The 23,452-nt window shown below is 73.0% G+C and carries 21 protein-coding genes; 8 read left to right on the forward strand and 13 right to left on the reverse strand.

All coding sequences use genetic code 11. The annotated features are described in order from the left end of the window. The first annotated feature begins 28 nt into the window (after positions 1-28). Positions 29-3,052 (forward strand): BTAD domain-containing putative transcriptional regulator, encoded by a 3,024-nt coding sequence (locus IE99_RS0123345; RefSeq protein WP_030174811.1) that lies wholly within the window; start codon positions 29-31, stop codon positions 3,050-3,052. Positions 3,053-3,120: 68 nt separating this feature from the next. Here IE99_RS0123345 and IE99_RS29670 read toward each other — a convergent pair whose 3' ends face one another. Further along, positions 3,121-4,365, reverse strand: coding sequence for a YncE family protein (locus IE99_RS29670; protein WP_169744472.1), 1,245 nt, complete (start codon positions 4,363-4,365; stop codon positions 3,121-3,123). Positions 4,366-4,652: 287 nt separating this feature from the next. Here IE99_RS29670 and IE99_RS0123355 point away from each other — a divergent pair, with 287 nt between their 5' ends. After that, positions 4,653-6,287, forward strand: coding sequence for a TlrC/CarA/OleB/SrmB family ABC-F type ribosomal protection protein (locus IE99_RS0123355; protein WP_037559955.1), 1,635 nt, complete (start codon positions 4,653-4,655; stop codon positions 6,285-6,287). On the opposite strand, the gene IE99_RS0123360 is transcribed toward IE99_RS0123355, so the two are convergent. After that, positions 6,268-7,158, reverse strand: a complete 891-nt coding sequence (locus tag IE99_RS0123360) for a pyridoxamine 5'-phosphate oxidase family protein (RefSeq protein WP_030174820.1) — start codon at positions 7,156-7,158, stop codon at positions 6,268-6,270. The genes IE99_RS0123355 and IE99_RS0123360 overlap by 20 nt on opposite strands. Positions 7,159-7,171: 13 nt before the next feature. Further along, entirely contained in the window at positions 7,172-7,633 is a 462-nt protein-coding gene (locus tag IE99_RS0123365) for a VOC family protein (protein WP_030174823.1), read from the reverse strand. A gap of 119 nt (positions 7,634-7,752) precedes the next feature. Between IE99_RS0123365 and IE99_RS0123370 the strand changes: the two genes are divergently transcribed. Together IE99_RS0123370 and IE99_RS0123375 are read left to right on the forward strand one after the other, a co-directional pair. Beyond that, positions 7,753-8,310: a CGNR zinc finger domain-containing protein gene (locus IE99_RS0123370; RefSeq protein WP_030174826.1), complete on the forward strand. Its 558-nt coding sequence runs from the start codon at positions 7,753-7,755 to the stop codon at positions 8,308-8,310. A 155-nt stretch (positions 8,311-8,465) separates the two neighbouring features. Beyond that, positions 8,466-8,921, forward strand: coding sequence for a nitroreductase/quinone reductase family protein (locus IE99_RS0123375; RefSeq protein WP_030174829.1), 456 nt, complete (start codon positions 8,466-8,468; stop codon positions 8,919-8,921). Here IE99_RS0123375 and IE99_RS29675 read toward each other — a convergent pair. The 4 genes from IE99_RS29675 to IE99_RS0123395 all read right to left on the reverse strand — a co-directional run bounded on the left by IE99_RS29675 (position 8,905) and on the right by IE99_RS0123395 (position 13,332). Beyond that, the gene (locus IE99_RS29675) at positions 8,905-9,561 is read right to left on the reverse strand and encodes an NUDIX hydrolase (RefSeq protein ID WP_051713091.1); all 657 of its coding nucleotides are present in this window, start codon (positions 9,559-9,561) and stop codon (positions 8,905-8,907) included. The genes IE99_RS0123375 and IE99_RS29675 overlap by 17 nt on opposite strands. Continuing rightward, positions 9,558-11,090: a hypothetical protein gene (locus IE99_RS0123385; protein WP_030174836.1), complete on the reverse strand. Its 1,533-nt coding sequence runs from the start codon at positions 11,088-11,090 to the stop codon at positions 9,558-9,560. Before IE99_RS0123385 ends, IE99_RS29675 begins: the two co-directional genes overlap by 4 nt. 133 nt (positions 11,091-11,223) lie before the next feature. After that, positions 11,224-12,585 carry an FtsX-like permease family protein gene (locus IE99_RS0123390; RefSeq protein WP_030174838.1) on the reverse strand — a complete coding sequence of 454 codons (1,362 nt, stop codon included), beginning with the start codon at positions 12,583-12,585 and terminating at the stop codon, positions 11,224-11,226. A 3-nt stretch (positions 12,586-12,588) separates the two neighbouring features. Then, a complete protein-coding gene (locus IE99_RS0123395; protein WP_030174841.1) occupies positions 12,589-13,332 on the reverse strand; it encodes an ABC transporter ATP-binding protein in 744 nt (247 codons plus the stop codon). A gap of 105 nt (positions 13,333-13,437) precedes the next feature. Between IE99_RS0123395 and IE99_RS0123400 the strand changes: the two genes are divergently transcribed. Further along, entirely contained in the window at positions 13,438-13,995 is a 558-nt protein-coding gene (locus tag IE99_RS0123400; RefSeq protein ID WP_030174843.1) for a TetR family transcriptional regulator, read from the forward strand. A gap of 15 nt (positions 13,996-14,010) precedes the next feature. On the opposite strand, the gene IE99_RS0123405 is transcribed toward IE99_RS0123400, so the two are convergent. From IE99_RS0123405 to IE99_RS0123415, 3 genes are all read right to left on the reverse strand, one after another. Continuing rightward, entirely contained in the window at positions 14,011-15,018 is a 1,008-nt protein-coding gene (locus IE99_RS0123405) for an NYN domain-containing protein (RefSeq protein ID WP_030174845.1), read from the reverse strand. A 93-nt stretch (positions 15,019-15,111) separates the two neighbouring features. After that, positions 15,112-15,324 (reverse strand): acyl-CoA carboxylase epsilon subunit, encoded by a 213-nt coding sequence (locus tag IE99_RS0123410; RefSeq protein WP_030174847.1) that lies wholly within the window; start codon positions 15,322-15,324, stop codon positions 15,112-15,114. A 97-nt stretch (positions 15,325-15,421) separates the two neighbouring features. Continuing rightward, a complete protein-coding gene (locus IE99_RS0123415) occupies positions 15,422-17,014 on the reverse strand; it encodes an acyl-CoA carboxylase subunit beta (protein WP_157610459.1) in 1,593 nt (530 codons plus the stop codon). Positions 17,015-17,102: 88 nt separating this feature from the next. On the opposite strand from IE99_RS0123415, the gene IE99_RS0123420 reads away from it, so the two are divergent. Further along, a complete protein-coding gene (locus IE99_RS0123420; protein WP_030174851.1) occupies positions 17,103-19,727 on the forward strand; it encodes a phosphoenolpyruvate carboxylase in 2,625 nt (874 codons plus the stop codon). 8 nt (positions 19,728-19,735) lie between these two features. On the opposite strand, the gene IE99_RS0123425 is transcribed toward IE99_RS0123420, so the two are convergent. Next, on the reverse strand, positions 19,736-20,506 hold the full coding sequence (locus tag IE99_RS0123425) for an enoyl-CoA hydratase/isomerase family protein (RefSeq protein ID WP_030174853.1): 771 nt from the start codon (positions 20,504-20,506) through the stop codon (positions 19,736-19,738). Positions 20,507-20,549: 43 nt separating this feature from the next. Between IE99_RS0123425 and IE99_RS0123430 the strand changes: the two genes are divergently transcribed. Both IE99_RS0123430 and IE99_RS0123435 read left to right on the forward strand, forming a co-directional pair. After that, on the forward strand, positions 20,550-21,398 hold the full coding sequence (locus IE99_RS0123430) for a biotin--[acetyl-CoA-carboxylase] ligase (protein ID WP_030174856.1): 849 nt from the start codon (positions 20,550-20,552) through the stop codon (positions 21,396-21,398). Positions 21,399-21,533: 135 nt separating this feature from the next. Beyond that, on the forward strand, positions 21,534-22,559 hold the full coding sequence (locus IE99_RS0123435) for an adenylate/guanylate cyclase domain-containing protein (protein WP_037559956.1): 1,026 nt from the start codon (positions 21,534-21,536) through the stop codon (positions 22,557-22,559). A 6-nt stretch (positions 22,560-22,565) separates the two neighbouring features. Here the strand turns inward: IE99_RS0123435 and bfr are convergent, their stop codons facing one another. Together bfr and IE99_RS31455 are read right to left on the reverse strand one after the other, a co-directional pair. Then, complete coding sequence (gene bfr / locus IE99_RS0123440; protein ID WP_030174862.1) at positions 22,566-23,063, reverse strand: bacterioferritin; 498 nt, start codon at positions 23,061-23,063, stop codon at positions 22,566-22,568. A 92-nt stretch (positions 23,064-23,155) separates the two neighbouring features. Then, positions 23,156-23,443, reverse strand: coding sequence for a (2Fe-2S)-binding protein (locus IE99_RS31455; RefSeq protein WP_084219849.1), 288 nt, complete (start codon positions 23,441-23,443; stop codon positions 23,156-23,158). Between the last annotated feature and the right edge of the window lie 9 nt (positions 23,444-23,452).

Genomic DNA, 23,452 nt, shown 5'->3' on the forward strand with positions numbered 1-23,452 from the left:
ATCGGGCTTCGCAACCTCTGGGGGAGCGATGGTGACGCGGCAGGGACGGCGCACACCGGTCAAGGTGCGGGGCGGACGCCTCGGAAGCGGGCGGAGCCCCGGCGACGTCCTCGCCGGGGTGGGGGCGCTCGCGGCGCTCGCGGCCCTGCTCATCGGCGTCCCGTACGCGCTGCTCACGTTCTTCGGCTCACCGGTCCCGGACGCGCTGCCCGCCGCGTCCGACCTGACCCGGCGGATCGGGCCGGGCGCGCTGATGACGATCCTCGTCACGCTCGTCTGGCTGGCCTGGCTGCAGCTCGCCGCGTGCGTGGTCGTCGAGGTGTACGCGGGGATCCGCGGCGTCGGCGTCCCGGCGCGGGTGCCGCTCGCCGGGGGCACGCAGTCGCTCGTCCACCGGCTCGTCGTGGCGGCGCTGCTGCTGTTCACCGCCACGTCCGTGATCGTGCCCGCGCTGTCGGGCGGGCTCAGCCAGCAGCGGCCCGCCGCCGCGCAGCCCTACGGGCCGCCGCGGCCGCAGACCCAGGAGTACCAGCGGATCCCGGACGCGCCGGACCTGCACGCCGCCGCCGACCGGATCGCCACCGAGCTCACGGCGAACCCCACCGAGAAGGCCGCCACCACCAAGATCTACAAGGTGCGGCCACCGGACGGGCGGCATCACGAGAGCCTCTGGGAGATCGCCGAGAAGTGCCTCGGCGAGGGCCGCCGCTACAAGGAGATCTACTCGCTCAACAAGGGCCGCGTGCAGCCGGACGGGTCGAAGCTGCACATCGCGAGCCTGATCCGGCCGGGCTGGATCCTGGAGATGCCGGCGGACGCCAAGCACGCGAAGATCGTCCCGTCGGCGGACCTCGACGACTACTTCCGCTACGGCCACGCCGCCCCCGACCCGGATCCGGCGCCCGACCCGAAGCCGCGGAAGCCGGAACCGGAGAAGCCCGCACCCGCGAAACCGGAACCGGAGAAGCCCGCACCCGCGCAGAGCCCGGCGCCGCGGCCGTCCGCGGAGGAACCGACCGCGCCCGCGCAGAGCCCGGAACCGCGGCCGTCCACCGAGGCGCCGAGCACGCCCGCGCCTTCGGAGAACGCGCAGGCACAGCCGAAACCGCCCGCCGAGACGCCGCGTCCGGGCCACACCCTCCCCGGCCACGGCATGACCGGCAACGAGGCCGCCCTCGACGAGCGGATCGACCTCGACTGGTCGCACGGGCTCGCGGCCGCGTCGCTGCTCGCCGCCGGGCTGCTCAGCGCCCTCGGCCGCCGCCGCCGGGCCCAGATGTGGCACCGCGCGTTCGGGCACATGATCGTCCGGCCGGAGGGGGCCGCCGCGGCCACCGAGGCGGAGCTGCGGTTCGGCGCCGACGAGGACGCCGCGCAGCTCCTCGACCGCGGGCTCCGGCACCTGTCGAAGTCCCTCGCCGCGGGCGGGCGCGCCCTGCCCACCGTCTACGGGGTGCACCTCGGGCGCGGCAGCCTCGACCTGTGGATCGCGCCCGCCGACCAGAACCCGCCCGCGCCCTGGCAGGCGTTCGACGACGGCCAGGTCTGGCGGCTGCGCGCCGACGTGCTCGCCCGGCTGGAGTCGTCCGACCTCGGCGACGTCCTCGCGCCCTACCCCGGCCTGGTGTCGATCGGGACGAACGACAACGGCCGCATCCTCGTCGACCTGGAGGCGGCGCACGGGCTGATCGCGCTCCGCGGCCCCGAGGAGACCCGCCGCGCCGCGCTCGCCGCGCTCGCCCTCGAACTCGCGACGAACCGCTGGTCCGACCACATGCGGATCACGCTCGTCGGGTTCGGCGCCGAACTCGGCGAGGGCCTCGCGGAGATCGCGCCCGACCGCGTCCGGTCGGTGCCTGCGCTCGCGGACGCGCTGCCCGAGCTGGAGGCGCGCGGCGCGGAGGTGCGGCAGGCGCTCGCCGCGTCCGGTGTCGACTCGGTCCTCACCGGGCGGTGCAGGGGCGTGTTCGGCGAGGCGTGGATGCCGCACTACCTGATCATGGCCGACCGCCCGACCGACGAGGAGGCCGACCGCCTGGTCGCGCTCGCCCGCACCGGAACCCGGATGGCGGCCGGATACATCGTCCCCGGTGACGTGCAGGGCGCCACCTGGACCTGGGACGTCACCGCCGACGGCCGGCTGACCGCCGGGGTCCTCGGTTTCGAGGTCGACGCGCAGCTCGTCCCGGACGAGCGGTACCGGGGCGTGTTCGAGCTGTTCCGCACCGCCTCCCGCCTGGAGTCGGTGCCGCTGCCCGACCCGTCCTCGCCCGTGGAGCCGCCGACGGCGCAGCGGTCGTCCGCCGACATCCGGATCCTCGGCCCGATCGAGGTGGACGCGCCCGGCCCGATCGACGAGAGCCGTCGCGCCCTCTGCACCGAGGTCCTCGTCTACCTCGCCGCCCACCCGGAGGGCGTCCACCCGACGGTGCTCGGCGGCGCGATCTGGCCGCGCGGCGTCACCGCGGGCGTCCGCGACGCGACCGTCGCGCGCGTCTCCGACTGGCTCGGCCGCGACACCCGGGGCCGCCCCAACCTGTACTACGACGACCGGGGCCGCATCCGGCTCGGCTCCGAGGTCCGCGTCGACCTCGCCGTGTTCCGCTGGCTGGTGTGGCGGTCGGCGGCGGAACCCGCGTCCGAGATGGCGTACATGTCGTACGCGCTGGACCTCGTCCGCGGCCCGCTCCTCGCCGACCGCCCTCGCGGCCGCTACGGATGGCTCGCGTCCCACACCCTGGAGTACGAGTCGACGGCCCGCGTCATCGACGTCGCACACTGCCTGGTCGTCCTGCGCCTGGACGAGGGCGACCCGCGCGGCGCGGTCGGCGCGGCCCGTGCCGGCCTGCGCCTGGCCCCGGAGGACGAGGGCCTCTGGCGGGACCTGCTCCGCGCGACCCACGCCACCGGCGACACGGCCCAGGTGCGGGTGGCGGTGGACGAACTGCGCAACCGCGTGGGCCGCGACCCGTACCTCGACCAGTTGCAGCCGGAGACGGAAGCCCTGGTGGAAGAACTGCTTCCCGACTGGACCCACGCGACGACCCGCTAGCGCTCCCGCCCGGTCCGGCGACCGGAAGGCCGCCCGGCGCCGCGCCGGGCACAGAGCCGCGCGGGCTCTCAGCGGTACTGGCCGGTGCCGCCCAGGGAGCGGCGACCGGCTTGGGGGTGGACGCAGACGCCCGCGGGGCGTCCGCCGACCCAGATCCTGCGCTGGACGCGGCCGGTGCGCGTCGAGATCGCGTAGACGAGGCCGCGCGGGTCGGCGAGCCACAGCAGCCGCCCGTCCGGCGAGAAACCGCCCAGCACCGGAGCATCGCTCTCCCGGCCGCCCGGCGCCGCGCCGCCCGGCGCACCGCTGCCGGGTCCGGGCGCCGAGGCCGGGTCGCGGGGCCCCGAGGGAACGCGGCCGGGAGCCGGGGAGCGAGTGCGGCCGCCCGGAGCGGCGGCGGTGCGGCGGTCACCGGCCGGTGTCACGCCCGCCCGGGGCGGCGGGTCGAGCCGCCACCGGGCCGACGGGCGGCGGGTGCGGAGATCGATCGCCGTGACCGTGGAGCCGCCGGACACGAACAGGTGGCGCGCGTCCGGGGCGACCGCGAGGCTCCGCGCCGCCGGGGCTCGGACGAGACCGCGCTGCGTGAGCCGGTGCGCGTCCAGGACCCGGACCCCGCCGGCCCCCGGGTCGGCCACGTACAGGGTGGCGCCGTCGGGGGCGAGGCGCAGGTCGCCCGGCCGGGCGCGGCCGGGCAGGCGGGCCGCGCCGGTCGCCTTCCGGCGGGCGAGGTCGACCCGCACCAGACGCGCCGCCTGCGTGCAGGTGGCGATGAGGGACGTCCCGTCCGCGGAGAAGGCGGCGTGCCCCGGCGCGCACGGAAGCGGGACCGCCGCGCGGGGCGCCATCGTGCGCGGGTCGCGGAATTCGACGCGGCGGCCCGCGAGGACGAGTGCGTGGCGTCCGTCCGGGGTGAAGTAGAGGCCCGCGACGCCCTCCACCCGGACCGGCGCGCCGGGCGGCCGGAGCGGAACGAGAGCGCCGTGCCGCACCGCCCACAGGCCCCCCGGGTCCCACGCGGGCACGATGCCGGACGCGCCGCCCGGCAGCCGTCCGACGGCGCGTCCGGCCACGGGATCGATCATGTCGATCCCGCGCGCGTTCGCGACGTACAGCCGCTGCGGCGCCGGCCGCGGCGCGCGGGGTGTCGCCACCGGACGCGGACGCACGTACGGCGCCGCGCCCCCGAGCGCCACCACGGGCGCGTCGGGCGGCCCCTCGCCGGGCCGGTGGAACGGCACGGGCGACGCGCAGCCGGTCAGGGCCAGCCCCAGCACCAGCGGAATCATGATCGGTTTGCGGTGAGATGCCATCGTCCGATCCCCCCATCCCGGTCGGGGACCTTACCGGCCCGCCACTCCTTGTGTCCGGACAATCGCGAAACGTGTCCGCAATATGGGGTTGACGGCGAATGACCTCCTGGGTATATCTGTGCACGTGGGAACTCTGTGATCGTCGTGACCGACGCGCCCGAGGCGTAGAGCCGTAGCTCCGCCGCGCGTCGCCGCGCTCCCGCCCAGACCGGTCCTCTTCTGGACACCTCTGTCTCCGGTGCGCGGTTCCGCCTTCCCTGACCCGGCTCATATCCGGAGGTCGCCCCATGCGCACCGCCCAATTCGTCCTGTCCGACGTCACCAAGCGCTACGACGACCATGTCGTCCTCGACCGCGTCTCGCTCACGATCAAGCCCGGTGAACGGGTCGGCGTGATCGGTGAGAACGGGGCCGGGAAGACGACCCTGCTGCGGCTCATCGCGGGACGGGAACACCCCGACAACGGGGCCGTGCGCATCACGGCACCCGGCGGCGTCGGCTACCTGGCCCAGACGATCGACCTGCCGCCCTCCGCGACCGTCCAGGACGCGATCGACCTCGCCCTCGCCGACCTCCGGGACCTGGAGGCCCGGATGCGCGCTGCCGAGGCCGGGCTGGACACAGCCGGACTCGCCGAGTACGCCGAGCTCGTCGCGGCGTTCGAGGCGCGGGACGGCTACGCGGCCGAGACCCGCGTCGAGATCGCGGCCCGTGCCCTCGGCGTCCCCGGCCTGGACCGCGCCCGGCCGCTCGGCACGCTGTCCGGGGGCGAGCGGTCACGGCTGATGCTGGCCGCGACGCTCGCCGCGTCCCCCGAACTGCTCCTGCTGGACGAGCCCACCAACGATCTCGACGACGACGCCGTCGCCTGGCTGGAGGAGCATCTGCGCCGCCACCGCGGAACCGTGGTCGCCGTGACGCACGACCGCGCGTTCCTCGACCGCGTGACGTCGACGATCCTCGAGGTGGACGAGCGGGGCGTCCGCCGGTACGGCAACGGCTACAGCGGCTACCTGGCCGCCAAGGCGGCGGACCGGCGCCGCCGCCTGCACGAGTACGAGACCTGGCGGGAGGAGAAACGCAGGCAGGAGGCACTGGCCGACACGAACATCGACCGGCTCTCGGCGATTCCGCGCAAGGCCCCGAGCGCCTTCAGCGGCGCCGGCGCCTTCCGGGCCCGGTCCCGGGCGCACGGTGCGATGAGCCGGATCCGGAGCGCGCGGCAGCGGGTCCGGGAGCTGACCGACGACCCGGTGGCGCCGCCGCCGGACCCGCTGCGGTTCGCGACCACCCCGCCCGCCGCGTACGGCGCGTCCGGTCCGGTCGCCGAACTGGCGGGCGTCGACGTCCCGGACCGGCTGCACGTCGACTCGCTGCGCATCGAACGGGGCCAGCGCGTGCTGGTCACCGGCCCGAACGGCGCGGGAAAGACGACGTTGATGCAGGTCCTGGCGGGGGAGCTGACTCCCGCCTCGGGCAGCGTTCAGCGCCACCCGAGGGTCGGCTACCTGCGCCAGGAAGAAGCGGAGGCCGTGGACGGGACGCTCCTGCGGGCATTCGCGGAGGGGCGTCCGGGCGACCTGGAGGAGCACGCCGACGAGCTGCTCGCGCTGGGCCTGTTCCGGCCGTCCGACCTGCCCAAGCCCGTCCGCTCGCTGTCGGCCGGGCAGCGTCGCAGGCTGGAACTGGCGCGCCTGGTCACCGGACGCTCGGACCTGATCCTCCTGGACGAACCCACCAACCACCTCTCACCCCTGCTCGTGGACGAACTGGAGGAAGCCCTGACGGACTATCCCGGCGCGCTGGTCATTGTCACCCACGACCGCCGCATGCGGGCGTCGTTCACCGGACGGCACCTGGAACTCGACCGTGGCCGCCTGACGGATGGACCATTCCGGTTCGTCACCCAAGGGGCGGGTTGAACCGGGACGGGACAGGGTCCGTCCAGCGCAGCGGGCTCGCCCCCGGGATCTCGACGACCTCGGAGACGCGGAACTCGACCATCCGCTCGGCCCCGGGCACGGCGTCCGCCCCGTCCCAGATCGTGCGGGCGGTGCCGGTGAGCTGCAGGACGGCCCCCGTCCGCCAGTCGGGGAACAGGAGCCCGGCCCGGGGCTCGACCTCCAGGTTCCCGAGCGTGTTGAACATGGCGTTGCCGACGTAGTCGGGCCAGCGCAGCAGGCCCGGCGACGCGACCTCGACGAAGCCGGGGGCGCCGCCGCGGTGGGAGGCGTCGGCGTTCCCGTCCCGGTCGGCGGTGGCGATGAAGAACGTGTCGGCACCGCCGACCAGCGTTCGCTGCCCGTCCGTCAGCGTCCTTGACCGTGTGGCCTCGCCGGGCGGGCCCGGCTCCCACCGCGGCTCCCGCTTCTGGATGTACTTGGGGCAGTTGGCGTACACCTGGTCGAGCGCGACCCGCAGGCCGCCCCCGGCGGGGACGGCCCGTCCGTTCATCCGCATCCGGCGGTGCCGGGCCGGCTCGATGGCCAGCAGGCCGACCCTGCCGCCCGTGGCGAACCGAGGGGCCAGCGGGTCGCCCGGCACCGCCCGCGCGTCGATCACGACGGTTTCGGCGTCCTCGGCGCGGAGGAAGCCGGGCCGTCCGGTGAGCAGGGTCGCCCACATCCGCCCGTCGCCGTCGGCGGCGCCGAGCACCGCCATCGGCTGCTGGGCCAGGAACCGCCGCGCCACCTCGGGGATCTCCGCGCGGACGGCGCGGCCGGAGAACGCGCCCTGGTCGAGCAGGCCGGCGCGCCGCTGGGCGGCCCGCTCACCCGCGTGGTAGACCGCCACGGCGGCCTCCTTTCTAGAAGAAGCCGCAGGTCGGGGCGGTGCCGGACGGGGCGGGGGCGGTGTCGGCGCCGGCCGGCGCGTAGATCTCGAGGCGGATCCCGTCGGGGTCGGTGAAGAAGATCCCGCCGGACGACGCCCCCTCGCCGTGCGGGACGACACCGTCGTAGGCGAACGATGCCCCCAGCTCCCGCAGCAGGTTTTCGGCGGCCTCCACCTCCTCGATCGACTCGACCTGGAAGGACAGGTGGTGCAGACCGGCCGAGCGCGCCGGGAACGGACCGTCGCTCTGCTGCCACAGGGTGAGGACGAGGCGTCCGTCCCGGCCGAGGAACGCCCACCGGCGCCCGTCCTCGGCGCCTTCCGCCTGGATGTCGAAGCCGAAGACCCGCGTGTAGAAGGGCACCGACCGGCCCAGGTCGGTGACGTTCAGCCCGACATGCCCCGTCTTCAGTGCCTTGATGGCGACAGTTTCCATGACATCCCTCGCAGACCCGGACGCACGTCCGAAGTAGCTCTAACCGTCTAATGAATAATAGACAGTTAGAGAGGCGAGCGTCAACCGGCAAAAGCGGGATAGCCGGATAGACTGGAGTCATGGACGAGATGACGGACCCACGCCCCCTCGTCGGGGAACCGCTGTCGCTCGACCTGCTCAACACGCGCTGGATCCAGGACGGCGTCCGCCATGACCTCCTCGACACCACCGGCGGCCTGGCGGTGTGGCTGCGATCTGCGGGGCTTCACGAGAAGGGCGACCGGGCGGCGCTCGATGCCCTGCGCGAGACCCGCGAGATCCTGTTGACGCTCGTGGACGACCCGTCCGCGGAGGCGGCCGACGCCCTCAACGGCGTCCTCGCCCACGGCTCCCTGCGCTACCGCCTCGAGCGCGGCGTCCCCGCGCGATATCCGCAGGCCGACGACCCGGCCTGGCTGCCCGCCTGGCAGGCCGCCGCCGACTACCTGCGCCTCCTCTCCGACGACCCGGCCCGGATCAAGGCCTGCGCCCACCCCGACTGCGTCCTGCACTTCCACGACGCGACGAAGAACGGCACGCGGCGCTGGTGCTCGATGGCCGTCTGCGGGAACAGGGCCAAGGCGGCCCGCCATTACGAGCGCACGAAGCGTCCCCGTGAAGCGCCGGCGCCGCGATGAGTTCCGGCCCGTCGGCCGGTCAACCTGGCCGGCACACACCGAGGGAGGGCCGATGAAGCTCACATCACCACGTTCATCACGCTGGACGGCATGTTCGGAGCATCGGTCAGGATCCGAGAAGCGCTCGGGAGGGTCCCGTCTCTAACGTGATCGGTATGGAGACCAAGGAGCAGTCGAAGCAGGGACACGGGGCCTTCTCGCGCTGGATGCAGCACCGGATGAACGCCCGCATGGCACGCAAGATCCGGCGGGGGCGCGGCTCGTTCATGGGCATGGACGTCCTGCTCCTGCACACGGCGGGCCGCCGCAGCGGACAGCCCCGGGAGACGCCGGTGTCGTGGTTCGCCGACGGCGAGGACGCCTGGCTGGTCATCGCGTCCGGCGGGAAGAACGGTCACCCGGACTGGCACCTTAACCTGGTCGGACGCCCCGACCGCGCGTCGATCGAACTGCCCGGCCGCGAACCGCTCCCGGTGACGCCGCACGTCCTGGACGGCACCGAGCGCGAAGCGGCATGGAAGCGCATCACCGCGGCCCACCCGCGCTACGAGAAGTACCAGCGCAAGACCGACCGCGAGTACGCGGTGGTCCGCCTCACGCCCCGGCGGTGAACGGGGCCAGTCCGCGTACCCGGGTGGCGAGGACCGCGGCCATCGTGAAGGAGTCGGTCAGTTCTCCGCCCGACAGCAGCTCGTCCAGCTCGCGGGCGGAGAACAGGGCCACGGTGTCGATGCCTTCATCGTCGGACGTCTTCGTGGGGGGATCGATGCGCGCCCAGAAGAGTCCGGCACGGCCGGCGGTCAGCCCGGTGTCGGCGTGCACGTCCCCCAGCGGCTTCAGCTCGATGGCCTCGGCGCCGATCTCTTCGCGGAGTTCGCGCCGGGCGGTCCGCTCCGTGCTCTCTCCGGGCTCGGCGAAGCCGCGCGGGATCTCCCAGTGCCACCGCCGAGTGGAATGGCGGAAATGCCGGACGAGCACCACCTTGTCACCGCAGACCGGGAGGATGGCGGCCCCCGCGCTGCCGGAGCTCGGCACGATGCGCACGTAACCGCCGGTGGCGCCGCCGCGGAAGGCCACCGGATCGCGGAGCACTGTGATGTACGGGTCCCGGTAGCAGACGCCGTAGGGTCCGCCTTCGGCCGGCGAGGACGGCAGGATGCGCACGGCCGCGCCGGGCGGGTTGGCGAACAGATCCGGCCGCCGCCGACGCAGCTCCGCGTACGCGTCGGGGTCGTCGCCGGGTGCGGTCACTCGGCCTCGCCCGACTGGTCCTGCCCGTTCTTCGCGGGCGGCAGCGGCGCGTACGCCCCGGCCAGATAGTCGATGATCTTCTTCGCCTCCCGGGTGGGGTCGTCCAGGCGCAGATCGAGGATCTGGGCGGTGCTCTCGATGCGGTGCTTGGCCCTGCCCTTCATTCGCCGCCCCAGCCCCAGCCGGACGGTGACGCGCACGGACTGGCCGAGCCCCAGGCTCGCGACGTCGCCGACGACCTCGAAGCCGACCGGGAGATCGTTCGCGAACGCCAGGTTGACCGTCACCTCGCCGATGTCGATGGCGAGCTCGGCCAGCGCTTCGAACCGTTCACCGACGCCGTCGAGCCAGTTCGCGGTGTGGATCTCCTCGGCCTTCACCAGCATGGTCAGGTAGGCGCCGAGGACCGAGGCCGCCCCTCTGTCGCTGTCCGTGAGGGCTTCGAGAGACGAGGAGTCGAGCAGGTCGGCGAACGTGTCCTTGTAGGTCCGCCATTCGGGCTCGGCGCGTACCCGGGAGATGTCCGAGAGCGTCAGCCGGTCCAGGCTCGGCACCCGCTCGAGCAGCCCCTGGACGTTCTCGAAGGTCAGATTCCGCAGCATCCGGATCATCTGGTCGGCGTCCGTCGCCGCCAGCGCCTTCTTGTCGATGCGCCGGCGGTCGGCCAGCCCCTCCTGCAGGGCGGTGCGGCGCGGCGAGTCGCCGGGCGTGAGGGCGTACACGCCGACCGCGTCGGCGAGGTTGGTCGCGTACTTCAGGTCGAAAAGCTGCTTGAGCGGCGTGACGTGCGGCAGGTTCCGGTCGTACTCGCGCGCCGCCACATCGCCGCCCTCGCCCACGATGAACCGCTCGTAGAGCATCTGCCGCGTCACCGTGACGTCACTGTTGGTCCGCTCGAACGCCCAGGCCGCGACCTCCTTGAGGTACTTGCCCATGGCCTCCGCCTCGTCCGGGCCCAGGCCGAGGTCGCGCTGGAGCGCGGCGGGGCGGAACTGGCCGAGACGCGTGAGGAAGTGGCCGTACCCTTGGCTCATGTGGGCGGCCAGATCCCGGTACGTCTCGTCGTCCCATGCCAGGCGCAGGCACGACATCGGCGTGTTCTCGGCGACCGTCCGCCAGCCTTCGAATCCCTCCGTCACCTGGAAGGCCGGCGTGGTCACGGGCAGGGGCGATGTCTCGTCCATCAGCCACGGGATGATCGTCCCATCGCTCAGCAGGGAACGGAACGCCTCCCGGTCGAGCCCGTCGCCGAGAAAGTCCTGGTACACGGTCCTGCTGTTGTAAAGGTAGGCCCGGTTGACGATGATCTTCTCTGCGTTCAGCAACGCGCGCAGGTACTCCCGCCGTGCGCGCCGCCGCTGCTCCTTGTCGATCCTCTTGGTGACCTTGCCGGCCTTGAGTGCCGAGGTCAGGAGTTCGTTGTCGAGCCACTGGTTGTCCAGCGACTGTGGCACCGCGGTGATCGTCTTGGCGAGGTCGCCGGCGATGAGCTGCTCGTACGAGACGTTTCCCTCGTGGCGAGTGGTCACGGCCGCCCCTGTGTAAATGGCATGGCATTCATAGATCTATGACGTTATAGACCCACGCGCCGGTCGTTGTCAGGTGAAATGGTGACACCGCGTCCCGGCCTTGCGGTCGGGAACGCGGTGTCCCGATGGGCCGTCACCCGGCCGCCACCGCGGTGACGGGCGGGGCGGCGAGGGTGCGGCGGGCGGTGATCAGGGTGGAGGCGAGGGCCAGGACGGTCGCGATCGCCACCACGGCCAGGTAGGGCAGGACGCCCCCGTCCGGGATCGGGGAGCCGGACCGGGCGATGCTGAACGGGACGATCGTGACCAGGGACGCCAGCGTGCCGAACAGGACGCCGGTCGCGGCGAGGATCAGGGCCTCGCCCGCCACCATGCCGAGCACCTGGCCGGGGGTGGCCCCGATGAGGCGCTGGCGGCCGAACTCGCCGCGCCGGTGCAGGGTCGTGGCGACCAGGGTGTTGACCACCATGATGGCCGCGAACAGCAGGATCATCGCGATCACGATCATGTTGGTGGTCTCCGCGCTGCGGTAGTCCGCGGTGGCGACGATGCCTCGGGCGGCGTTCACGGCGTTGTCGGTGGCCTGCATGTAAAGAGTGCCGGTGGCGATGCCGGTGAACAGGATGATCGGCATGACCGCGGTCGACAGCGGGCCGGTGCGGCGGCCGAGGTTGAGGCCCGCGAGATGGCCGCCCGCGCCGCGCCGGTCGAGCGGGCCGGCGATCCGGGTGGTCACGGTCCGCAGCAGGACGGGCGCCAGCAGGGCCAGGCCGATCGAGAACCAGATGGACGCGGGCCCGGCGGTGGCCATCGGCTCGAAGTCCTCCTTGCCGCGCATCACGGTGGCGGTGATGACGGCCAGGTCGGCGCCGAGGAACAGGAACACCCCGGCCGCGACGCGGCGCTTCCTGCTCATTCCGGTACCGCCGGTGGAGGCGTCCAGCAGGGATTCGGTCGCGCCCATCCGGGCTGTGCGGCGGGCGGCGATCACGGCGGCGGCGACGGCGGCGGCGACGGTGACGCCGAAGCCGAGGTGGATCGCGAACCCGCCGAAGCGGTAGGCGACGTCCGGGGAGACCTGGCCGCCGCCGGTCAGCCGGTGCAGCAGGGCGCGTCCGGCGAACACGGCGGGGACGATGGCCAGCGCGGCCGCCGTGACCCCCAGCACCAGCGCCTCGGCGACGATCATCCGGGCGAGCTGCGCCGGAGTGGCGCCGATGTTCTTCAGCAGGGCCGTCTCGGCGGCGCGCTGCCGGACGGCCAGGGTCAGCGTCGAGGTGACCGCGAACGTCACCAGGATCAGGCTCCAGCCGCCGACCACACCCGCCAGAGTGGTCAGGGTCTTCTCATCGGACGCGGCGACGCCCGGAGCGCCGGCGGTGTCGAGCAGGGCACCGAAGGTCATCAGGATCAGGGCGCCGGAGAACATCGCGAGAAGGCTCGCGATGGACCCGCCGGCGCGGTGGCGCAGAGAGCGCAGGGCCAGAGCGAACATGTGTCACACCTCTTCCGAGACTCGACCCAGGTGGGCCATGCGTTCCGCGACCGCGTCGGCCGTGGGGTCGGGCAGCCGTCCGACGATGCGGCCGTCGGCGAGGAACAGCACCGAGTCCGCGTAGGACGCGGCGATCGGGTCGTGCGTCACCATCACGACCGTCTGCCTGTACTCGGTGACCACCTCGCTCAGCAGGCGCAGGACGTCGCGGGCGCCGCGGGTGTCGAGGGCGCCGGTCGGCTCGTCCGCGAACAGCACGCCGGGCTTGGTGACCAGGGCGCGGGCGATGGCCACGCGCTGCTGCTGGCCGCCCGACAGCTCGGCCGGACGGTGGTGCAGCCGGTCGCCCAGCCCCACCCGTTCGAGGACGGACGCGGCGGCGGCGTTGTCGGGCCTCCTGCCGAGGAGCCGGAAGGGGAGCAGGACGTTCTGGAGGGCGGTCAGCGTCGGCAGCAGGTTGAACTGCTGGAAGACGAAACCGACCTTCTCCCGCCGCAGCCTGGTGAGTTCGGTCTCGCTCCGTCCCGCCAGTTCAACGCCGTCCACGGTGACGCGTCCGGACGTGGGCCGGTCGAGGCCGGCGGAGACCTGGAGGAGGGTGCTCTTGCCGGAGCCGGACTGCCCCATCACCGCGGTGAACGTGCCGGCCGCCAGCGACAGCGTCACGCCGTCCAGGGCGGTGACGGCCGTCGGTCCGCTCCCGTAGGTCTTGCGGACATCGTCCAGCTTCAGCGCTTCGGTCTCCATCGTCTTCCCTCTCGCTCGGCTAGGGAGGACGGTACGCAGATTTGGGCAAACGCGCAAGGCGTTCGCCTAAGTCATATGCCCAACCAATGCGCTAGAGTGCCGACCATGGGTAACCGCGAAGATCTTCTGAACGGCGCGCTGCGCTGCCTGTACGAGAAGGGCTACGCCCGGACGACCCTGCGCGACATCGCGGCGGCGGCGGGCGTGAGCATGGCCGCGGTGGGCTACCACTACGGCTCGACGGAGAAGCTGCTGAACATCGCGCTGATGCGCGCCCTGGAGGAGTGGGGGGCGGCCTTCGGCGGCGCCCTGGCCGAGGGCGGCACCGCCCTCTGGGACGGGATCATCGCCTCCGTGGAGGCTCACGGCGCCACGGCGACCGCCAGTTTCGAGGCGTTCGTGCAGTCCCAGCGCGTCCCGGAGCTACGCGAGCAGATCGCGGCCGGTCAGCGCGCGGGGCGCCGCGGCCTCGCCGCCATGGTGACCGGCACGCCGGAGGACGAGGTGTCCGACCACGCCGCCCGCACCGTCGGCTCGGTGCACCTCGCGCTGATCACGGGGCTGATCGTGCAGTGGCTGACCGACCCCGAACACGCCCCGTCCGGCGCCGAGGTCGTCGAGGGACTGCACGCCCTCAGCGCCCACATCACCGACGACCGGTGACCGGAGGACCGGGGATCAGTCGGATTGGCCGATGCCTATGCCGAATTCGCGGTAGACGCGTTCCCAGAAGCCGTCGCGGAGCCAGGTGCGGGCTTCTTGAAAGGGGCGGAGGGAGCTGCCCAGGTCCTTCTCCGCCTCGATCAGGAGTTCCTTGTCGATGACGGGCGGAAGGATGGGGCCGGGAAGGAGGTCGCGGATGTTGTCGCGGCCCCGTTCAAAGATCCATTTCTGGGCGACGTGCTCGCCGATCTCCAGCATGTGGTCGCGGTCGGGGCCGAGCTTGACGTCGGACGGGGCGCTCACGGCGGCGGCGACGGTGGCGGGGGTCGCGATGCGGACGGTCGCCGGGGTCGGCTTCACCGCCGGGGGGCGCCCGGCGAAGACCTGCGAGGGGGAGGGGACGGGGGTCTGGCGCTGCGCGGGGGCCGTGGCCTGGCCGGGGGAGGGAACGGGGAGGACCTTCGCGCGCGTGAAGTAGGGGCGCAGGAACTCGGCGGGGAGCACCTCGACGGTGTCGGACTCCCAGACGAGCCATTCGGCCTGGTTCGACCCGTGGGTCGGCTCGACGCCCCAGAGGTGGACGCGGACACCGTAGCGCTGGGCGGCCTCGACCGCGGGCAGCATGTCCTCGTCGCCGGCCAGCAGGACCGCGTCGGTGATCGCGCGGTGCCGGGCCAGGGCCTCGAGGTCGGCTCGGAGCTGGGCGTCCACGCCCTTCTGCTGGCCCTGCGCGTTGAGGTTGCCGAGGCGCAGCTTGACCAGGGGGAGGTTCGCGATCACGCGCTGGTCGACGGTGGGCTGGCGCCGGGGGGCGGCGTCGAACCAGTAGACGCGGAGCAGTTCGCCGCGGCGCTGCCCGTCGGCGTGGTCGGTCAGCGCCTTGATCAGCTTCTCGGCCGCGACGCGGTACTCGCGGCGGGAGCCGCAGCCGAGCAGCAGGGCACCGGAGGCCGCGTAGAGGTACCCCGCGTCAACGAAAATCGCGTACCGCGCGGGCTGAGGGACGAACTCCGTGGTGGCCATGGCCTTCCACCTTATTCGTGTGGAGAGGCCCATCGGGCGCGAACCACGGTGAGATCACCGGGAAGGCGCCCTATGGCGTCCGGTATGACAGTTTTAGTGCGGGAATGCTCTGGCGCGCCAGGCGCCCGGCCCGTGCCCGCCGCCGCCCAAGCGGGTCAAATTGGCACGGTCCGCCCAGCGGGACGGGGGCGCCGGCTCGGCCGGGGCGGACGCCCGCGGGCGGGCCGCGAGGACGGCCACCAGCGCCGCGATCTCCTCCGGGGTCGCGTCGCCGCGCACGATCTGAAGGAAGGGTTTCTCGGTCACGCGGTCTCCTCGGCGCCGGTGGCGCTCGGCGGTCGGGCGCCGGTGGCGCCCGGCGGGAAGGCGTCCCGAGGTCCGCGGGCGGACCCCGGGAAGCGGGTCACAGCGGGATGTTGCCGTGCTTCTTCGGCGGCAGGGACTTGCGCTTCTCGCGCAGCGACCGCAGCGCCCGGACGACCTGCCCGCGCGTCTCGGACGGCTTGATCACCGCGTCCACGTAGCCGCGCTCGGCCGCGACGTACGGGTTCGCGAGGGTGTCCTCGTACTCGGTGATCAGTTCGGCGCGTCGGGTGTCCGGATCGTCGGCCGATGCCAGCTCGCGGCGGTACAGGATGTTCACCGCGCCCTGCGCGCCCATGACGGCGATCTGCGCGGTGGGCCAGGCGAGGTTGATGTCCGCGCCCAGGTGCTTCGACCCCATGACGTCGTACGCGCCGCCGTACGCCTTGCGCGTGATGACGGTGACGAGGGGGACGGTGGCCTCCGCGTAGGCGTACAGGAGCTTCGCCCCGCGCCGGATGATGCCGTTCCACTCCTGGTCGGTGCCGGGCAGGAAGCCCGGGACGTCCACGAAGGTGAGGACCGGGATGTTGAACGCGTCGCAGGTGCGGACGAACCGGGCGGCCTTCTCGGACGCGTCGATGTCCAGCGTCCCGGCGAACTGCATCGGCTGGTTCGCGACGATGCCGACGGAGTGGCCCTCGACGCGGCCGAAGCCGACGATGATGTTCGGCGCGAACAGCTCCTGGACCTCCAGGAACTCGCCGTCGTCCAGCACGTGCTCGATGGCGGTGTGCATGTCGTACGGCTGGTTCGGCGAGTCCGGGATGAGGGTGTCGAGCTCCTCGTCCAGTTCGGACGGGTCGGCGGGGGAGTCGTACGCGGGGGCGTCCGCCAGGTTGTTCGACGGCAGGTAGGACAGGAGCGCCTTGACGTACTCGATGGCGTCGTCCTCGTCCGAGCCCCGGTAGTGGGCCACGCCGGACTTGGAGTTGTGCGAGTGGGCGCCGCCCAGCTCCTCCATCGTGACCTCTTCACCGGTGACCGTCTTGATCACGTCCGGGCCGGTGATGAACATGTGGGAGGTCTGGTCGACCATGACGATGAAGTCGGTGATCGCCGGGGAGTACACGGCGCCGCCCGCGCACGGCCCCATCACCAGGGAGATCTGTGGGATCACCCCGGACGCGTGCACGTTCCGCTTGAAGATCTCGGCGTACAGGCCGAGGGCGACGACGCCCTCCTGGATCCGCGCGCCGCCGGAGTCGTTGATCCCGATGACGGGGCAGCCGGTCTTCAGCGCGTGGTCCATGACCTTGCAGATCTTCTCGCCGAAGACCTCGCCGAGGGACCCGCCGGACACGGTGAAGTCCTGGCTGAACACCGCGACGGGCCGTCCGTCCACGGTGCCGTGGCCGGTGACGACGCCGTCGCCGTACGGCCGGTTCCTCTCCATGCCGAAGTTGGTGGAGCGGTGCCGGGCCATCTCGTCGAACTCGACGAACGAGCCGGGGTCGAGCAGCGCGTCGATCCGCTCCCGGGCGGTCATCTTGCCCTTGGCGTGCTGCTTCTCCACGGCACGGGCCGAGCCGGCGTGCACCGCCTCGTGCCGGCGCCGTTCCAGGTCCGCGATCTTTCCCGCCGTCGTGTGGATGTCGATCCCGACCGCGGGTTCAGGGGCTTCCATCGCCATGCGGGCCAGGGTAACCACACGCTGACCCGGTGGTCTCGACCGGGGTTCGCTGATCGGGACGAACCCCGCCCTTGTCTAGGCTTGGCCTGTGGCTACGAAGACGCGTGACATCTTCCGGCAGGACCTGCCCGAACCGCTCCGCCGCGACGTCCGTCTGCTGGGCGCGATGCTCGGCGACGGTCTCGTCGAGTACGGCGGCCGAGATCTGCTGGACGACGTGGAGCGGCTCCGCCACGCGGTGATCGCGGCCCGCCGGGGCGAGACGGAGGTCGAGGACGCCGCCGCGCTCGTCGAGTCGTGGTCGCTGGAGCGGGCCGGGCAGGTCGCGCGGGCGTTCACGGTGTACTTCCACCTGACGAACCTCGCGGAGGAGCACCACCGGATCCGCACGCTGCGGGAGCGCGACACCGGCGGCGCGGTCCGCGGGTCGGTGGCGGCGGCCGTCGAGGCGATCCGGGAGGGCGGCGACGACCGGCTCGCCGAGGTCATCGCCGGGCTGGAGTTCCGGCCGGTGTTCACGGCGCACCCGACGGAGGCGCGCCGCCGCGCGGTCGTCACCGCGATCCAGCGGATCAGCGACCTCCTCGCCGCGCTCAACGCCGGGCAGGGCGTGGCGGAGCGCGAGGAGACCGAGCGGCGGCTCCGCGAGGAGATCGACCTGCTGTGGCGGACGGCGCTGCGCCGCAACACTCAGATGGACCCGCTGGACGAGGTCCGCACCGCGATGGCCGCCTTCGACGAGACGATCTTCCGGGTCGTCCCGCACGTCTACCGGTCGGTCGACCGGGCGCTGGGCGGCGGCGGGACGGGCACGGCGCCGCCCCGGATGCGGCCGTTCCTGCGGTTCGGCAGCTGGATCGGTGGCGACCGGGACGGCAACCCGTACGTGACGGCGCAGGTCACCCGGGACGCCGTCATGATCCAGGCCGACCACGTCCTGCGGGCGCTGGAGGCGGCGTGCGGCCGGATCGGACGGGAGCTGACCGTCCACGAGACGATCACGCCTCCGTCGGAGGCCCTCCGCAACGCGCTGGCCGCCGCCCGCACCGGGCAGCCGGGGCGGCTCGGGGAGATGGAGAAGCGGTCGCCGGGCGAACCGCACCGGCAGTTCCTGCTGTACGTCGCGTCCCGCATCCGCGCGACCCGGGAGCGCGACGCCGACCTCGCGTACGGATCGCCGGACGAGCTGCTCGCCGACCTGCGGACCGTCCAGGACTCCCTGGTCGAGGGCGGCGCGACCCGGCAGGCGTACGGGCGGGTCCAGGAACTGGTCTGGCAGGTCGAGACGTTCGGCTTCCACCTGGCCGAGCTGGAGATCCGGCAGCACTCCGAGCTGCACGAGAAGGCGATCGCGGAGGTGCGGGCGGGCGGCGAGCAGTCCGAGATGACCCGGGAGATCCTGGAGACGCTGCGGGTCGTCGCCTGGATCCAGCGGCGGTTCGGCGTCCAGGCGTGCCACCGCTACGTCGTGTCGTTCACGCGCTCCGCCGAGGACATCGCGAACGTGCACGAGCTCGCCGCGTCGCTCGGCGACGTCGGGCCCGTCCTGGACGTGGTCCCGCTGTTCGAGACCGGCGAGGACCTGGAGGGCGCGCCGGCCGTCCTGGAGGGGATGCTGAAGATCCCCGCCGTCCAGAGGCGCCTGGACGACACCGGGCGCCGCCTGGAGGTCATGCTCGGCTACTCCGACTCCGCCAAGCAGCTCGGCCCGACCAGCGCGATCCTCCGCCTCTACGACACGCAGGAGGCGCTCACCGACTGGGCCGCGCGCAACGGCGTCGTCCTGACCCTGTTCCACGGGCGCGGCGGCTCCCTCGGACGCGGCGGCGGCCCCGCGAACCGGGCGATCCTCGCGCAGGCGCCTGGATCGGTCGGCGGCCGGTTCAAGGTCACCGAGCAGGGCGAGGTCATCTTCGCCCGCTACGGCCACCGGGAGATCGCGAAGCGGCACGTCGAGCAGGTCACGAACGCGGTGCTGCTGGCGTCCACGGACGCCGTCCAGGGCCGCCTCCGCGACGCCGCCGCCCGCTTCCGCCCGCTCGCCGACGAGATCGACGCGGCGGCGAAGGGCGCGTTCCGGAGCCTCATCGAGACCGACGGGTTCGCCGCGTGGTTCGCCCGGGTCAGCCCCCTGGAGGAGATCTCCGAGCTGCGCATCGGGTCCCGGCCCGCCCGCCGCAAGGCGGCCCGCGGGCTGGAGGACCTGCGCGCCATCCCGTGGGTGTTCGCGTGGACGCAGACCCGCGTGAACCTGCCCGGCTGGTACGGCCTCGGCAGCGGCCTCGCCGCCGTGTCCGACGACGGGCGCGACCTCGCCGCGCTCCGCGAGGCGTACGAGGCGTGGCCGCTGTTCAACACCCTCATCGACAACGCGGAGATGAGCCTGGCGAAGTCCGACCGCGCGATCGCGGAGCGGTACCTGGCGCTCGGCGAGCGTCCCGAGCTGTCGGAGACGGTCCTGGCCGAGTACGACCGGACGCACCGCCTCGTCCTCGCCGTCACGGGCCACGAGCGGCTGCTGGAGAACCGGCGCGTGCTCTCCAGGGCCGTCGCGCTCCGCAACCCCTACGTGGACGCCCTGTCACTCCTCCAGCTGCGGGCCCTGGCGGCCCTGCGCGCGGGGGTGACATCGGAGGAGGAGCGGGCCCACACGGAGGAGCTGCTGCTCCTCTCGGTGAACGGCGTGGCGGCCGGCCTGCAGAACACCGGCTGACCCGGCGATCAGGGCCAGACCGGCCTTCGCTTCTCGTTGAAGGCCGCTATGCCCTCCCTGCGGTCCGCGGAGAACGCCGTCGTGCGCCAGGCGTTCTCCTCCAGGTCCAGGGCGGCCTCCAGGGGGAGCGCGGCGCCCTGGCGCATCGCGCGCTTGGCCGCCCGGACGGCCGTGGGGGAGTTCAGCGCGATCGTCCCGGCGATCCCGAGGGCCTCCTCCCGGACGGTCCCGGCGGGCACCCGGCGGTCGACGAGCCCGTACTCGACGGCCTCCTCGATGCCGAGGCGGCGGCCGGTGAACACCAGGTCGGCGGCCTTGCCGGGGCCGAGGCGGCGGAGCGCGAGCTGCGTCCCGCCGCCGCCCGGCACGAGCCCGACCCCCACCTCAGGCAGCCCGAAGACGGCCGACTCGTCCGCGACGATCAGATCGGTGGACAGCGCGAACTCGCAGCCGCCGCCGAGCGCGTACCCGTGCACGGCCGCGATCACCGGCTGCGGCAGGTTCAGCACCCCGCCGAACGCGGCCCGGAACACGGGGCGCTGGGCGAGGAGCTCCTCGTCCGACATCCCGTTGCGCTCCTTGAGGTCGGCGCCGACGCAGAACGCCTTCTCGCCGGCCGCCGACAGGACGACGGCCCGGACGGCCGCGTCCGCCGCGACCTCCGCGCACACCTCCGCGAGCCGCCGCGCCATCGCCGTCGACAGCGCGTTCAGCGCCTCCGCACGATCCAGCACGATCTCCGCGACATGCCCGTCCCGCCGAAGCGTCACACCAGTCATGGTCGAACACTAGCGAGCGGAGCCGGTGGGGTTTGATGGGTCGGTGAGCACTTCGGGGTATGGAGATCTTGAGCGGCCGCCGCTGCACGAGACGGCGCTGAGGCGGGCGCTGGTGCGCGCGGACGGGCTGTGGCGCGACGTCCGGGTCGTCCCGGAGACCGGGTCGACGAACGCGGACCTCGCCGCGGCGGCCCGGGAGGGCGCCGCGGAGGGGACCGTGCTGGTCACCGAGATGCAGACGGCCGGGCGGGGGCGGCTCGGCAGGACGTGGACGGCGCCGCCCCGGTCGGGGCTGATGTTCTCGCTCCTGGTGCGGCCCGTGGTGCCGGCGGCGCGGATCGGGTGGCTGCCGCTGCTGACCGGGGTGGCCGTCGCGACGGCCGTGCGCAGGATGAGCGCCGGGTACTTCGAGGGCGCGGCCGTCGACGCGCGGCTGAAATGGCCGAACGACGTGCTGGTCGGCGAGCGGAAGCTGGCCGGGATCCTCGCGGAGAAGCTGGACGGCGGGCTCGTCGTCGGCGTCGGGCTGAACGTGGGCCTCAAGGAGGCGGAGCTGCCCGTCCCGACGGCGACGTCCCTGGCGATCGAGGGCGCGGAGCTGAGCGACCGGGCGCCGCTGCTGCGGGCGATCCTGCGGGAGTTCGAGTCGTGGTACCTGGCATGGACGGCCATGGACGGCGATCCGCAGCGCAGCGGGCTCCGCACGGCCTACAAGGAGCTGTGCGGCACGCTCGGCCGCGAGGTGCGGGTCGAGCTGCCGGGCAGCGCGGAACTGCACGGCACGGCGCGGGACGTCGACGAGGCGGGGCGGCTGGTCGTCGCCGGGCCGGACGGGGAGCGGCCGCTCAGCGCGGGGGACGTGGTGCACGTCCGGCGCCGGGGGACGGGGTGAGCGGCGCGAGGGGCCGGACGGTGTCGGGTTCCGGCGGGCGGCGGCGCCGCATCCGGCGGATCTGCAACGATATGGCGCGGGGCCGGACCACGACGCCGGCCGTGCCCGCGGCGTCGTCGGACTGAGGGGCGGGAGATGTCGGCCGGACTGCCGGATCCGAAGGAGATCGAGGAGCTGCTCCTGGGGGGCGAGCTGCGCTATACGCGCGTGGACGCCGTCCGGCTGTCGGGGGTCACGCGGGAGTTCTCCGGCCGGCTCTGGCGCGCGCTGGGCCACCCCACCATGACGGACGACGCGGTCGCCTACACCGAGAACGACATCGCGGCGCTGTGCCGGATCAAGCGGCTGATGGACGACGGGATCCTCGACGAGGACGCGGTGATCCGGCTCGTCCGGGCGTTCGGGCAGACGATGACGCGGCTGGCGGAGTGGCAGGTCGACCTGCTCAGCTCGATGATGAACCAGAACCCGAAGGAGCCGCCGTCCACGGAGGCGGTGAAGTCCATCGTGGAGATCGCGGAGAAGTACATCGGGGAGTTCGAGCCGCTGGTGGTCCACGCGTGGCGGCGGCAGCTGGCCGCGTCGGGCACGCGGGCGATGGCGGCGGCGGCGACGCGGGAGAACGGGGAGCCGGCCGGGCGGCCGCTGGTGACGGTCGGGTTCGCCGACATGGTGTCGTTCACGCAGATGAGCCGCGAGCTGGAGGAGATGGAGCTCGCGCGGGTCGTCGAGTGGTTCGAGGAGACGGCGGCCGACATCATCGCGGCGTGCGGCGGGCGGCTGGTGAAGACGCTCGGCGACGAGGTGCTCTTCAGCGCGGAGACGCCGCGGATCGGCGCGGAGATCGCGCTGACCGTCGCGGCCGCGATCCAGGACGAGACGGAGATCCCGGACGTCCGGGTCGGGGTGGCGTACGGGCCGGTGCTGCCGCTGATGGGCGACGTGTTCGGCACCACGGTGAACCTGGCGGCGCGGCTGACGCAGCTGGCCCGGCCGGGCTCGGTGATGATCGACGCGGAGCTGGCGGAGCAGCTGGAGAAGGAGCCGGGGTACGAGGTGACGCGGATCGTCCGGCGGCCGGTCCGGGGCCTCGGCATCGTCCAGCCGTATGTGCTGCGGCGGAGCGCGAGGCCGGCGGACCGGCCGGCGGAGGAGGCGTGACGGCCCTCAGTTGGGGCTGGGGATCCCCTCGCCGGGCGCCTCGGTGAGGCGCTGCAGGTAGTTCTGCTCGCCGAGCGCCTGGACGAGGCTGAGCTCGGTCTCGAGGTAGTCGATGTGGGACTCCTCGTCGGCGAGGATGTCCTCGAAGATGCGCGCGGACGTGACGTCGCCGCGGGAGCGCATCAGCTCGATGCCGGGGCGGAGCCGCGCGACGGCCTCGCGCTCGATCTCCATGTCGGCCTTGAGCTGCTCGAAGACGGTCTGGCCGATGCGGAGCGTCCCGATCTTCTGGTAGTTCGGCAGCCCGTCCAGGAACAGGATCCGGTCGGTGAGCCGCTCCGCGTGCTTCATCTCGTCGATGGACTCGTGGCGGGTGTGCCGCGCCATCCGCGTGAAGCCCCAGTTCTCCTGCATCTTGGCGTGCAGGAAGTACTGGTTGATCGCGGTGAGCTCCGCGGTGAGCTGCTCGTTGAGCAGCGCGATGATGTCCTTGTCGCCTTCCATGCGTCCCATGGTTTCATGGACGCCCGGATGTGGACAGCACTAGCCCCCCGTACGGCGCTCGTGTCCCGTACGGGGGCGTGTTCCGGCGCTGTTCAGGCGGCGTTGGACGAGGTGCTCTCCTCGGCGGGTTCGGGGACGGTGGCGGCGTAGGTCGGTTCGGGGGCCGCGGCCAGGGGCAGCGGGCCGCCGGTGAGGGCGTCCGCGAGCTCGCTGGCGGTGCGGAACCGGCTGACCATGGCGTGGATGCGCTTGGTGCAGGATCCGCAGCTCGGCTTCCAGCCGCAGGCGGCCTTGACCTCTTTGGCGGTGGTGCAGGCGCCGTTCGCCATGCAGCCGTGAACGTCGTCCTCGGTGACGGCGTTGCAGACGCAGACGTACATGCGGCGGAC

Source organism: Spirillospora albida, assembly GCF_000718255.1.
GTDB lineage: Bacteria > Actinomycetota > Actinomycetes > Streptosporangiales > Streptosporangiaceae > Spirillospora > Spirillospora albida.